Raw genomic sequence first — 13,702 nt, 5'->3', positions numbered from 1 at the left:
GCTGTTCGATCAACTGACGAGCTGCCGGGCTGAACTTGGGTTCATTTAACAGGAGTTGAAGCTCCGCGGCACTGATCTGGTGCACATCCGGGAACTGGGCGCTATACCAAAAATCGCCCCCGATGCCATAGACATCCATCTGTGAGGCACGCACCCCGGCCTCATAATCGGCTTTGGAAATCACCTCATGGATGAAGATATTGCCCCCAGAGGGAAAACCGCTCAGGCACACTTTTCCTTGCTGATCGGTCACGCCTAAACGAATAATCGCCCCGGCATTCCAATCCTGCTCATCCGGCGTTAATCCCCTATAAGAATTAGTACCGAAGAACAGCGCGCCTGGTTTTAACTGACCATCAAGGGTTTTCTTCAAACAAACCGACACCGACTTGTTGATGGCGAGAATATCCACTTGCGCATCAGACGCTTTGACCTCAAAGCGAATACCGCCGTCATCGTCATCGTCTGGTTTGCTATTTATCCCATCGATCTCAATGCTAAAATCCCAACCAGTACGTTGGGCGAATTTCAAACTATTGCCTTCAGCACTACGTACAATGACAAATTCATACAGTCGGTATTTACCGGGTATAAGAGCAAATTGAGTATCCTGCCCTCCATTGACCCAATGGATACCGCCAAGCAGGCGGGAAGGATCAACGTAACCATCGGCAGTAGTGATTTGTGCGAATTGAATGTCGTAGGGTGTAATGCCAAATGCATAACGGGTTGTTTCACTGGGAGTAGAGTAACCCTTTACATCAGAGCCAGGAGAGTAATCGAAAATCTTTTTTGAAAGAATAACGGGAATTTCTATATCACTTTTATCATAGTCCATTTATCAGTCCCTCGAGTCATTATTCAGCGGAAGTCACCGCTCCTAAAAACGTAGTTTCCCTTCATGCAACGATATAAAAGATGAGATAACCCAAACGCTGGCCACTGTAAATTTTGCAGTAATGAATCGCACTCATCTGTTGCCTTTAATTCAGTAGAAATAAACAACAAATCACCCATTACCACGCCGAGCGTATTAGCCTGCCCAACTTTCAGAAACTGCTCAATATATGAACAGCGAAATTTTCTGTCAATAAAAGCCGTAGGTTATATAGGGATAATGCTCAATATCAGAATTCGACTTACTTTGATGCTATTCCTGACTTCACACCGCTCCTGTGGCTGTTTGTCACTGGTTCCATTGAAGAGTGTGTCATCAAGAGAGGACTTGATACACGGCGGATCGACGGGGAGGCTATCAGGCCATGCTGATTAATCAGAATAATCTTCCAGCCCCAGCTCAGAAATTAAGACTCTTTACCTACTCCATCCAGATAAGATGTTTATACTCATTAGCGACAGTAAAATCGCCTAGCGCATTAAGTATTCGGTTTTTAAAAATATCACCATTTTTTATCCCAATACGATAGAGACGTAAGTAATAATCCCGTTTGGTGATTAATGCTTATACTAGAAGAGTGTTACGCCAGTAAGGTACTTCCGTCATCCCTTTCGACCTGAAGTTACTAGTACATCAGCAACCTGAGGTTTTTTGGGAATAGCCCATGCTAAGGAGAAGTTACTATGAATATTAATCAACGTGTTGCCACAGCCGCTTTGGCAATTACCCTGGCGATTTCCTTGAGTTCCTGTGCAGATATGTCCAAACGCGATCGTAATACAGCGATTGGTGCCGGAGTCGGTGCCGTAGGTGGGGCCGTGCTGACGGATGGTAGTGCATTAGGTACAGTCGGCGGGGCTGCTGTCGGAGGGTTGATTGGCCGCCAAGTGGGCAAATAAGCGACTGTTCTTCATCAAGTGATGCTATGAGCAACGGCTCTGGCAGCCACCCTTCTTCCCATGCCGCAGTTGCTCTTCTGCGGCATGGTTTTCTATTTAGCCCCCGGCCAGTTTCACCTTCATCCCTTTGGCTTCCAGCAGTTGCTTCAGCAGATCGCGTTTATCCCCCTGGATCTCAATCACGCCGTCTTTAACCGCGCCGCCACAGCCGCATTTCTTCTTAAGCTCTGCGGCCAGTTTTTCCAGCGCAGCATCATCCAGATCGATCCCGCTAATCAGGCAGACGCCTTTACCTTTACGCCCGCTGGTCTGGCGTTGGATACGAACAATTCCATCTCCTTTGGCACGCTGTGGTTTAGCCTCTTCCTGTTTGATACGTCCGCTGTCGGTGGAATACACCAAGCGGCTGTTATCATCATTCATATACTCCCCCTTAAGCCAGTGACGCACGGATAGCGCTGAGTGTGGCGGCTGGATCGGCCGATTGCGTAATCGGGCGGCCGATCACCATATAATCCACCCCAACCGCCTGTGCCTGCTGCGGTGTCATTACGCGCCGCTGATCGCCTGCGGCACTGCCTTCCGGGCGAATCCCCGGCGTCACCAGTTGGAACTGGTGGCCACAGGCGGCCTTCAGGCGCTGTGCTTCTTGTGCGGAACAGACTACGCCATCCAGACCACAGTCACGGGTCAGGCGCGCCAGGCGCTCCGCCTGCTCCGCCGGGCTGATAGTAATACCGATGGCCTGTAGATCGCCCGCTTCCATGCTGGTCAGCACGGTGACCGCAATCAGCAGTGGCGCATCCGCTCCATAAGGCTGTAACGCCTCTTTGGCCGCCGTCATCATGCGCGCACCGCCGCTGGCATGCACATTGACCATCCACACGCCCAATTCCGCTGCGGCAGCCACTGCATGCGCCGTGGTGTTGGGAATATCGTGGAATTTCAGATCAAGGAAAACATCGAACCCACGCTGGTGCAGATCGCGCACAATCTCTGGCCCGAACAGGGTGAACATTTCTTTGCCCACTTTTAACCGGCAATCTTGCGGATCAATACGATCGGCAAACGCCAGTGCGGCATTTCTGTCGGCATAATCCAGCGCAACGATGATTGGAGATGATTTTAAGTCATTGTTATTAATGTTATTTTCAGACTTCATTTCTTCTACCTTCTGTAAAATGGACATGAATTGTTAACCAACCGGCCAAAACTGACCGCCGCATTCTACATGCCAGACATTTGAAATCCCAGCCACAACGCCGTTTACCCTTAAGTAAGGTTCACCCCGAGTTGGTCATGTAACGTCAATAAGCATTTCTTTCCTTAGCGTAGCTTAAGTAAAGCGTCGTAAAGATGCGTAAATTGTTAATCAAATATTTTGATTAACTCCCTCAGCATTATCAGATTTTAAAGTCTGCTAATAGGTATATTATTCAATACATCGAAAGCAAACACGCTTTCAAGTCTAATAAAATAAACTGGAGTCACCTATGAAAACCATCAAATACTTTGCAATTTCAGCCGCCATCGCACTGACCTCTTTTACCTCATTCGCCGCTGAGTCGCTCAACCAGCAACAGGCTCAGAGCCTAACTGAAATCGGTGTGGTTTCTGCCAGCCATGCCAGCACGCTGAGCAGCCTGGAAGCCAAACTGGCCGCCCAAGCAGACGCTAAAGGTGCTAGCGGTTACCGCATCATTGCCACCACGGGTAATAATCTGCTGCACGGCACTGCGGTTATCTATAAATAAGCATTAATTAAGGGTTCGAATCTTCGGGCCCTTATTGTTTCCCCCTCCTCTGCTAGCTCCTCGATGTTACAAATACATTAAATTTTCATTACAGACTGGACAGACCTACGCCGCTGACTTAGTTTGAAAGCATCTTCCCGTATAAAAGGCAGCGAAATGAGCGAGATATCAACACTGACAATAAAAATCCCTCTTGAACTTAAAGAGAAGATCAAAGCTATCGCCTTGGAGAACGAACTTTCCCTGAGTGCCGAGGTTTGCAAGCGGCTGGAAAACAGCTTCCAGTTACCGGTTAAATCCAGCAAAAAACAGGCCGCATTGCATCAGGATGAGGTTGATAATCAAGGTACTGAAGAAGAAAGTGAGCAGCCTCTCAACCAGAAAGAGCTGAAGAAACTACGCCAACTCTTGAAAGGTGGAGTGAAAAGCAGCAAGAAGAAGTGATTAATCGAAGAGAGAACGGGATGATAATATCGTCCCGTTTTTTATTGTCCATCCAACCCGCGGATCGGTTTTACCGAAGCCCAGGTGCGGCACGAAGGGCAGTGCCAATACAGTGAGTGTGCGGTAAAACCGCACTTATGGCAGCGGTAACGAGGCTTGGTACGGATCTGCTCGCCCACCATATCGCGCAACAGCAGCAAACTCTCTTTGGCCCGCCCATCTTCCGCATCCGCCAGGTGGTAATCCATCAGGCGATAAAACACGCGCATGGTGGGATGGCGTTGCAACTGGCGATTGATATAGATCTGAACAACGTCACGCCCTTCTTGCTGTTCAATCACTTCGGCCAGCATCAGCTCGGCCGCCGCACCGGTGTTTTCTTCTACGCAACGCTTGAGAAAGTCGGCCCAGTCATTCTGCTGTTGCGGTAAATGCGGGTAGCACTCATGCAGCATGGGCAGTGCTTCGCTAATCAGTTCTTTATCCTGATCCAGCACGCGTTTCAGCACCTCCACCGCTTTGGCGTAATCCTCTTGCGCCATAAAGATGCGCCCCACCATGATCGACACTCGAGCACACTGCTTATCAGCCGCCGCCGCGCGTTTCAACAGGCTCATCGCTTTGTCCAGATCGTCACTGCCCATCGCCTGCAATGCCAGTTCGCAATAGAAATGCGCGATCTCAATACGCTGAGCCTCTTTACCCAACTTGACCAGTTTTTCCGCTACGTCGATGGCTTTCTGCCAGTCACTGGTTGCCTGGTGGATCACCAGTAATTGTTGCAGTGCGAAAACGCGGAAATCCTCTTCATTAACCAACTGGTTGAACATGTCCTCGGCACGGTCATACAACCCGGCGGCCATATAGTCTCGCCCCAGTTGTTGTACCGCCAGAAGACGCTGTTCGAAGGTTAAAGAGGCACTTTCCATCAGCGCCTGATGAATGCGGATAGCGCGATCGACTTCACCACGCGAACGAAACAGATTACCCAGCGTCAGGTGGGCTTCAACGGTGTTACTGTCCTCTTTCAGCATATCCAGGAACAGATCGACCGCTTTATCCTGCTGGTTGGAAAGCAGGAAGTTAACACCGGCCACGTATTCCCGTGACAGGCGATTAGCATCCTGCTGTTTATCCTGCTGAGCACTTCTGCGGCCCATGTACCAACCGTACGCGGCAGCTACAGGCAGCAACAGAAACAGCAGCTCTAACATAAAGGATTATTCCTTGCTGACGACAACAGACTGAGACGCCGGCTCGGCAGGCGTTGCCAGCTCCAACTCCAGCCTTTTGACTTTACGTTCGGCACGGCCTAGCGCGATGCGCGCGCGCAGGTAGAACAATCCGCAGATGATCCAGCCGAGCACAAAACCCGCGCCGAACAAGGTGGCCAACAAGGTCGAAACGCGATATTCGCCTTGAGCAAGCAGATAGTTAAAAGTCACTACCTGATCGTTATGTGCGCCCAGCGTGACTGAAATCACGAATATCACCAGAACTAACAAAAAAATCAGCAAATATTTCACATTCTTTCCCGCAATGCCGAGTGGATCGGATGAACACTACCCCATAGATTTCAAGTTGCGCCAAACGGAAACTTGAAAGATGGAAAGTATATGCCATTAAGTGGCGTCCCTGGCCCCTAAGTTAGCATTTCCCACCGTGACAGGGAAACCCTACAACATGATAAAAGCACCTATCTGCTGGCATATTCAGCAGGAAATGGAGCACCTGCGCGAATTAATAAGAAAACCGTCCAACAGGCTCGGCGGGTTATTCTGACTGCTCGCGATCGGCGATCTCCTGCTGTTCCTGCAATGGGATCGTCAGCGGGCCAAACCAGCGCTGAGCCAACCAGCACGCGATAGTCACCAAAAGCCAACCGATAACAACCGCCATCGCGAGATCCCGAGGCCAGTGCATACCCAGCATCAGCCTGCTCGCCATCACCCCCATCGCCCACACCATCAGCACCGCTACGGTTTTGTAATGGCGACGTGGCCACAATAATCCGACGCCCAACAGCGCCCAAGTGGCGGCAAATACCGTATGCCCAGAAGGGAAAGCAAACCCGGTTTCAAACTGCCAGTGCTTGCTTAACCATTTCGGCACCAGTGTCTGATCCTGCAATTGCTCTTTCACCAGCGCCCGGCGCTCTTTCCTGTTCAGTGAATAAAAGTACTTTTCATCAACCTGATGAGCAGACTCCAACCACACCACAAACGGCCGCGGTTCCTGCACCCGATCTTTGATCACCGACTTAACACCTTGCCCGATCGCAATTGAGGCTAATAACAACATAAACACGCCGATTGCTGGTTTCAGACGAAAACGCAGGCACCACAAGAACCAACTGGAAAAAATCAGGCTGGTGAGAACGCCCCAGGGCGCTGTGACCGTTTCCGTTACCCAAAACAGCCCTTTTAGCAGGCTATTATTGCCGCCGGGCTGCCATTGCCAACCAGAAAACCAGACTGCCAGCGGCATCAACAACAGCACAATTGCCCCACTCGCCGTACGTTTTACTATCTCTAACATTCAATGGTCCTCACCTGGGTACAGCAAAGTAGTGTAGCGATCTTGTAATCCTAACAACACAGGCAACATTAAACAGATAGCAAACAGGTCGCTATGTCGTTGACACATTAGGCAAGGCGTATTTGAGCGTGGGAGAAATGCTATAAACCGTGCCAATCCTGGCACGGTCAGGTGAGTAGAACCTATTTTAGTGCATTAAAAATTTTGCAGACAATAATGGCAGAACGTCAGGCCGTGTAGAAAATAATCGCATGATATTGAAAGATAAATATTTGCCTTATCCCCCCTTTAAATCCTGCAAGCTATTAACCTCCTGAACGCCACATTAAATCCATTCATATGAAACCACAGCGAGATAGAAAACGTTATCCACTTATCGATTTCACCTCTATATTACTGCGCACCTCCATTTGTAAGCTAACCACCTTCATGTACTAGTAATAAAATATTATGCTCGATATTTTTCAACTAAAGCCAGAGCTAAGGCTTCCGTTTGTGCATCGGGGGTACCTGAGATATCATCTGGCCTAAAATGCATTTGGAAAGCACTAATAACCTGACGCGTTTCTTCATCTAAACGACCATTAGTCGGGATCTTATATCCATACTTTGATAAAGCTTCCTGTGTTTTTTTTACATCAACGACTTGTTTAGGTGTTCGATTTGCCAGGTGTTTTTTAACTACCTCATCATCTGGCCAAGCTCCTATCCCCTCTTTAGCCAAGCTTTTCCAGGGAAACATTGGGCCAGGATCAGATTTTCTGGTTGGGGCAATATCACTATGACCCACGACATTATCAGGTGTAATCTCATATCGTTTGATAATATCTTTGGACATTCTGATTAACAAATCAGTTTGCTGCGCGGAATACGGATACCATTGTTTACCTAACATATCCTCCGTAAAACCTAAATTGACAATCTCGATCCCTATTGATGTATCGTTAATATTACCTCTGCCATTCCAATCACTTGAGCCAGCATGCCAAGCCCGTTTCTCTTCTGGTACCAACTGTAATACAACGGGCTTATTATCTTGATATTCTGGTTTTGAGGGGATCAGATAATGCGCGCTTACAGCTCCCTGAGTAAGAAGATGTAACGACTCAGGATCGTCTACAGCCGTATAGTGGAAAACCAGGAAACGAACCCTTTCATTCTGATTCTGGGACTGCGAAGATGTTTCTACTTTATAATCCCCTCGATCAATTATAGAGGGTGTTACAGAGCAGCCTGACAAAAGCGTACTTAAAAAAACAATAAGTTTCTTGCTCATAGCCTTTCCTCATAAACCTCGTGGTTCAAGATTGGATAATCTATGGCATAAAAGCTAAACGTCAGCACAACAAGCTATTTAAATCACATTTTACCAGTTATTAATCCTAATACTCATGGGGCATCAAGATGGGAGTTATGAACCTATCCATGGCAAAAAAGCCACAACGTTATCCGCTGTGGCTTCCTGCAAAACTTACTTAACCAGGTTTAATTACCCGATTTTTATTTACTCCTGCATCATAGAAAAACCCGATCAGAAGTTATATTTGACACCTAACATAACTGCCGTATCACTGTAACCTTCATCACCCACTTGCTGGCCGACATTGCCCCAGAGATTCAACTGTTTATTTATTTGGCCTTCTATACCGGTTTTCAGTTCACCAATATTACGAGTACCCGCTTGCTTCACCGAGATACCATCCATTTGTGCACCAAAGTCTTTAGTATTGTGGAGCCAATTAGCTTCAACAAACGGCTGGAAGACCCGGTCTTTACCCTGATCGCTTTTATGGAAACCATTCATGTAAGCTTTCGCACCTAAACGAATCTGGATATTACCGTCGCCTTCACCAGATACATGGGTCCCATTGGCTTCCTTATGATCGTCGGCTTTGACTCCCATCCAGGTAACCTGAGCTTTTGGTTGGATAAAGTAAGTCTCATTCTTCGCCGGATTTTCCCCCACTTTGAAGGTATAGCCACTTTCAATCGAGGCGGTTATCCCCTTCGATTTATACTTTTCGGTATTGAGATGCAGACCATAAACGGTGTTATCGAACCAACTGTACTGCGCCCAACTGTCTACATACCAGCCAGACTTATCGGCTTCATTAGCATACCAGGTACCATATAACCCGAGGCTATAACCGTCGATAGAAGCTCGAGCACTGTAGTTGGACAGACGGGAGTTAATATTACTTTTGCTGTTACCATAACCCGCCATCACACCCAGATGGAAACGGTCCAGATCGTTATTACACCACTGAGCGATATCACCGCCCAACTGCAACACATAACGATTAGACAGCGTACTCAGTTGATCACGAGTATCACGGGAACGAGTATGACCACCTTCATTACGTAACCACAGGCTAGTGACCTTCTGCTCGCCGGTCAGCACATCAATATATTGCGTTTCCCCCAAACGATCATGCAAACGCGTCACAAACAGGTTGTTGGCAGCAGACAAGTTAGCGGCATAGCCGCTGGCTTCAGGGCGCAACACCATGATCGATGGTTGCGGCTCAGGACTAGGTTCAGGAACTTGCTCCGGAGCTGGTGGTACAAATGCACTGGTCAAATACCAGTTGCCCGTATTGCTACCAACACCACGCGCCAGAGAGTAATCATAAGCACCAGCTACAATTCGGCCACTTTTTAAGAACTCACCATCAGAGATACCATTAACTTGCACCAGTTCAATCCCGTTCAAGGTAGCTGCACCGCTGCCACCGGCATTGAGTACACTGACCCAGGAGGTGCCCGTTGTATTGCCGTTGATAACCAACTTATCTGTAGCAGAATTATCGTCACCGAGTACGGTGTTAAAGATGATTTTGCCTTCGTCGGAATGGAAATCTCCGTCAACAGTTAACCCACTATGAGCCTGTCCCTGGGGAATTTCAGCAGTATGAAACCTGATTGTTCCGGCATTCGTCGTATTACCAACGGTTTGCTGATAGCCAGCCAAGTCCAATATGCCCCCATCACGGATGTCATAGGCTGAATTGGCGCTAAACGCATTATCGACACCCGCTTTTAATATCCCACCATTGTGAATTTCAGTTAAGCCGCCATAGGTTTGATGATTGCTAAACTGAGTTCTGCCATTATGGACAACTACCGTGCCAGTTCCATTTAATTGGTGATCGAACTGGTAATCAGGCTCGGTTTGGTTGAACACCACGCGGCCATCGCCAGCACCAAAACTGATTTGATTAGCATTCACTTTACCGGCCGCTGTAGCCGCCTGATTTTCCGCCGAGCCGAAGTTCAATGTCCCTGTGGAACCGGTCTGTTCAGCAATTAAAAGACTGTTGCCAACATTGACGACACCACCATTAGAAACGGTCAGAATGCCATCACCACCTTCCCCAAGCGTGACGTTACCACGGTTATTCCATATTGAACCCACATCGCTGACTGTGATTGAACCGGTATAACCGTCTTTCAGCCCTACGCGCCCTAATTCATTATCTACCGTCGCGCCATCAGAAATAGTTAAATGGCCATTAGCCAAATAACCGACGGTGAGATTCTGATCCAAATGCCATAAAGAATCCTTGCCAGTAACGTAAGCATAGGCATCGCCCGTATTGCTGCCGCCCCCTCGGCCAATGAAACCCTGCCCTTGGCTTATAAAGGCGGTTCCAGGAGAGCGTAATGAGTATAATTTAGCGCCGTCTTCAACCCGAAGAATGCCGCTTTCGATATTATTGAAATCGCCGTAACTCGTTATGACTGAGTTTTGCCCACTGACCGTCACAGTCTGTGATGCGTCGTTTTTTCCACGACCAAAATACATTCCACCGTAAAGCGTCAATGCCCCACCGTCGTCCACCGTCACATCGCCTTCGCCATATAACATGGATATACCAGCCCAACCGGTATCACCTAACGAGCTTGTACCCAGCAGCATGTTTGAATCTGTACCGCTGATCCTGACAGAACCGTAAGACCCCTCCTCCAGAGCCATAGAAAGCCCTCTTGGAGCGACGGCACTTGCACCATTGAGTACTGAAAGTTTACCTGAACCGTAATTGCCTATCTTTATAATGGTCTGAGTGCTGGCATTAGCGATTTCAGGATAAACACTGCTCCACACGGAACCGGCGCCACTGACGATCACTTCACCAGCAGAACCCACCTGATTTCCTAGGATAGTCGGTGAGTTAGCAGCGTAAAAAACCTTGCCGCCATCTTGAATCGTCAGCGTTGCCTGACCTTGGTCACCAATATATTGCTTAAAACCATTGGCAAAGGACCCCTTCAGAGGTTTACCGATAGTCCATTCACCACCTTGACCCACAGTAATAGACGCCTGGCTCCCAGGAGCTCCTCCTGCAACCAGATTCCAACTTGCTCCGCTTGTATCAAGTGTGACATTACCGTCATCAATCAGCACATCGTTATTACTGTCGGGCAGAGTGTTAAGAGTCCAATTACTCTTATCATTCCATTCAGAAGAGACGCTGCCAATCCATTTATTTGTTGCCGCGTGTACACTGACCATACCTGTACTCGCCAAAATATTCGCAGAGATCAACACAGATAAAATGCTTCTGGCTGGTATTTTTTTAGAAAAAACAAACGGAGGGATACGTTCCGTCATAGTAATGCTCCTTACTGGTGTTATATAACCATGATGCATCAATCTTTTTACCGTGCGCCATTTGAATTAAAAATAATTATTCTTACTGATTGTTTTTATTTACATATCTGTAGCAGCTTGGCTAAATCATTTCCACCATAAAATGGAGATAGAATCTCTTTTATAGGAATTGTCTGCTTATTATTAAAGAGTTTGTGAAATATGTTAATTATCGCAGATGAAAAGGCGGTGAGCGTGTCAGGCTGGATAATAATGTATTAATATCACCCATCAACTTTATGCAGTATTAGTAAGTCGTCATACTTGTTTATCCCATAAATTGAAATAGATACGGTACTAAGCCAACAATCACTTAGTACCGTTATGGGGTATGTATTATTTGTTCACTTTAACGGAAAGCAGCGACTCACGCCCTACTTCCAACCACTGTGGAGCTTGTTCTTTAGTGGTATTGAATGTGGTCAACAGCAAGCGCCCATCAACAGACATTGCCAACATCAGATTGTGGATTTCGGTGTCTGCTGCAGGGGTGACAAAGTCAAACAGCACCGCTTTTTGGCCATTAACATCCACCTTGCTTATCTTTGGTGAGAAGTTCGCCAGCATGCTTTTCATTTGTTGAGAAAAAGCATCAAGTTGATTATCCGCGATCTTATTGACCGTATAGTTAAACGCAAAATTAACGGTAGTTTCAGGGTTAGTATAAACCTGCGTTGGCCGGTTATTGGCGGGATACTTAACCTTCATCACATCTTTGCTCATCTCACTGAAGGTTGTTGGCATATTCAGTGAAACTCGCTTTTCTAATACATCTATTCTTTCCACTTTTACTGCTTCGGCCATGGCAGAGGCGGAAAAAATCAAAACAAAAACACTTAATATAATACTTTTAACATTTCTCATTACTTTTAATCCCTTAACCCTATGTGTTTTAACATAACGGCATCCAGTCCAAATGAGTTATCCATGCCTTGATTTATAGCCATTTGGATCGATGTCTTACTACTCTCAACGAAGAGAAAAATAATTTTAAAATGAAAACTATATTTTTACCAGTTAATTTAATTAATAAAGGAAAGCCGATGAAATAGGAAAATCACATGAAAATGTTAACCCAGACAATATGAATTTATCAGTTTTTTTACATTTAATTATCATCAATATACGTAAAAATAAAGGTGCGGGAATTAACATATTAGATAATATTGAAATTTTACTTATTTTTTTACTTTACTGACATAAGATACCCAAGAAGAGTTATGAAACGTTATCCTGTACTATTATGGGTAAATTACCTATAGCCAAAATAATTCGAGTTGCATGTAGGTGGCCAGTCCGAGAGTCGCCAGGAGCATAGATAGCTATGTGACTGGTGCGAGCGGACGCAGCCAACACCCATGCAACTTGAAGTATGACGGGTATATAACCGTTAATTCGAAGTGCTTGTAGTGAGTTAATCCAACTATCCACTCAAGCTTATAATAACTGACGTTACTATTAATGAGGTGTCAATTCGGCATATCCGCTATTAATTCTCATCTTCTCCCGCTTGCTTTAAATTTTTATCATCGTCTATTGCCATTATAAAAAAGGCCAACTAGATTTGTTAATGAGTACCCGCAATTTTGTTACATGGATGTGTCTTCTCTACTTATAGAGGTGTCACATGAACGCTAAAAAGTTTGTCTGCATTTCAGCCTCAATCAGCCTTCTCTTACTCACCAGCATCCCGCTCGCTAACAGTGCCTCAAGTGGGGTCATCAATTTCAGAGGAGCGATTGTCGAAGGCGGTTGCACCATTAACAACTCGCAACGCACTGTTGATATAGGGTGCTACAATAATGGGAAAATGGTGCATACAACAGCATCTGTCAATTCATCGAATATCAAATTCCCTTCAGGGAAAGTGTCGAGCATCAAGTGGCTCGATGAGAAACACACCCTTGGGATTATGAATGTCACCTATTTATAGTTTGAAATTTTCTGATACAACGCCAACGCTAGGGAATTAAATGTTTTGAATCAAAGCGCCCTGATATTTTATTTATTTCAGGGCGCTTGCTCAATCAGTACATCGCCATCATGCCTTTAAAGTTCCAGTCAGCCCAGCAATATAAACGTTATTTATTGCCAGTAATGACCTGTGGCAGGTTAATAGCCATGTCAATGCAGTTTGGATCATGCTCTTCCGTAAATTTCCCTAATGCGCTAAATCAGACCACTTTATAGAACAATTACACGTTTTTCCTCAATTAACTTTATCCCCTTGTGATGTGCTCAGGCAGCGCTCCGCTTGATCAGGAAGGGCATAAATACTACGCTCTCCCCATTACAATTTTACCTCTTATGTTAATGTCGTTACTACAGCGCTCAACATTGTTGATTGAAAGGAGATTCCTATGAAAAAGATTTCGAAAATAGTTTTGCTTGTTCTGATCTGCTTTGTGGTAGTGGCATGTTCAACTTGGTTTACTGGATGGAAATAAGTGTAATTTTTATTAATTCAATAGGTTGAATATTCCCACCTCGGCAGTGCAGGCAGGGCTATAGCCCTGCC

General features: G+C 46.3%; 13 protein-coding genes. 4 read left to right on the top strand and 9 right to left on the bottom strand.

Going from position 1 to position 13,702, the window contains the following annotated elements:
- Window positions 1-838: hypothetical protein (locus tag AC2A1E_RS23195; RefSeq protein ID WP_484385707.1), on the bottom strand; the 838-nt coding region annotated here is incomplete at its 3' end.
- Between the two features lie 743 nt (window positions 839-1,581).
- Here AC2A1E_RS23195 and osmB point away from each other — a divergent pair.
- Window positions 1,582-1,797: an osmotically-inducible lipoprotein OsmB gene (gene osmB, locus AC2A1E_RS23190; protein WP_337261917.1), complete on the top strand. Its 216-nt coding sequence runs from the start codon at window positions 1,582-1,584 to the stop codon at window positions 1,795-1,797.
- A gap of 96 nt (window positions 1,798-1,893) precedes the next feature.
- Here osmB and yciH read toward each other — a convergent pair whose 3' ends face one another.
- Complete coding sequence (yciH, locus tag AC2A1E_RS23185; RefSeq protein WP_484385706.1) at window positions 1,894-2,220, bottom strand: stress response translation initiation inhibitor YciH; 327 nt, start codon at window positions 2,218-2,220, stop codon at window positions 1,894-1,896.
- 10 nt (window positions 2,221-2,230) lie between these two features.
- On the bottom strand, window positions 2,231-2,959 hold the full coding sequence (gene pyrF / locus AC2A1E_RS23180; RefSeq protein WP_484385705.1) for an orotidine-5'-phosphate decarboxylase: 729 nt from the start codon (window positions 2,957-2,959) through the stop codon (window positions 2,231-2,233).
- Between the two features lie 331 nt (window positions 2,960-3,290).
- On the opposite strand from pyrF, the gene bhsA reads away from it, so the two are divergent.
- Together bhsA and AC2A1E_RS23170 are read left to right on the top strand one after the other, a co-directional pair.
- Entirely contained in the window at window positions 3,291-3,551 is a 261-nt protein-coding gene (gene bhsA / locus AC2A1E_RS23175) for a multiple stress resistance protein BhsA (RefSeq protein WP_484385704.1), read from the top strand.
- A gap of 156 nt (window positions 3,552-3,707) precedes the next feature.
- Window positions 3,708-3,995, top strand: a complete 288-nt coding sequence (locus AC2A1E_RS23170; protein WP_484385703.1) for an Arc family DNA-binding protein — start codon at window positions 3,708-3,710, stop codon at window positions 3,993-3,995.
- A 41-nt stretch (window positions 3,996-4,036) separates the two neighbouring features.
- Here AC2A1E_RS23170 and lapB read toward each other — a convergent pair whose 3' ends face one another.
- The 6 genes from lapB to AC2A1E_RS23140 all read right to left on the bottom strand — a co-directional run bounded on the left by lapB (window position 4,037) and on the right by AC2A1E_RS23140 (window position 12,048).
- Complete coding sequence (gene lapB, locus AC2A1E_RS23165; RefSeq protein ID WP_484385702.1) at window positions 4,037-5,209, bottom strand: lipopolysaccharide assembly protein LapB; 1,173 nt, start codon at window positions 5,207-5,209, stop codon at window positions 4,037-4,039.
- Window positions 5,210-5,215: 6 nt separating this feature from the next.
- Window positions 5,216-5,521 carry a LapA family protein gene (locus AC2A1E_RS23160; protein WP_484385701.1) on the bottom strand — a complete coding sequence of 102 codons (306 nt, stop codon included), beginning with the start codon at window positions 5,519-5,521 and terminating at the stop codon, window positions 5,216-5,218.
- A gap of 247 nt (window positions 5,522-5,768) precedes the next feature.
- On the bottom strand, window positions 5,769-6,533 hold the full coding sequence (gene pgpB, locus AC2A1E_RS23155; RefSeq protein ID WP_484385700.1) for a phosphatidylglycerophosphatase B: 765 nt from the start codon (window positions 6,531-6,533) through the stop codon (window positions 5,769-5,771).
- 448 nt (window positions 6,534-6,981) lie between these two features.
- Entirely contained in the window at window positions 6,982-7,809 is an 828-nt protein-coding gene (locus AC2A1E_RS23150) for an N-acetylmuramoyl-L-alanine amidase (protein WP_484385699.1), read from the bottom strand.
- A 255-nt stretch (window positions 7,810-8,064) separates the two neighbouring features.
- A complete protein-coding gene (locus AC2A1E_RS23145; RefSeq protein ID WP_484385698.1) occupies window positions 8,065-11,145 on the bottom strand; it encodes an autotransporter outer membrane beta-barrel domain-containing protein in 3,081 nt (1,026 codons plus the stop codon).
- A 375-nt stretch (window positions 11,146-11,520) separates the two neighbouring features.
- Complete coding sequence (locus AC2A1E_RS23140; protein ID WP_484385697.1) at window positions 11,521-12,048, bottom strand: hypothetical protein; 528 nt, start codon at window positions 12,046-12,048, stop codon at window positions 11,521-11,523.
- Window positions 12,049-12,811: 763 nt separating this feature from the next.
- Between AC2A1E_RS23140 and AC2A1E_RS23135 the strand changes: the two genes are divergently transcribed.
- The gene (locus AC2A1E_RS23135; protein ID WP_484385696.1) at window positions 12,812-13,117 is read left to right on the top strand and encodes a hypothetical protein; all 306 of its coding nucleotides are present in this window, start codon (window positions 12,812-12,814) and stop codon (window positions 13,115-13,117) included.
- Window positions 13,118-13,702: the final 585 nt, after the last annotated feature.

It is taken from the genome of Serratia sp. HNCC26DJ206, assembly GCF_057180605.1.
This window is presented reverse-complemented; position numbering and strand designations above follow the sequence as displayed.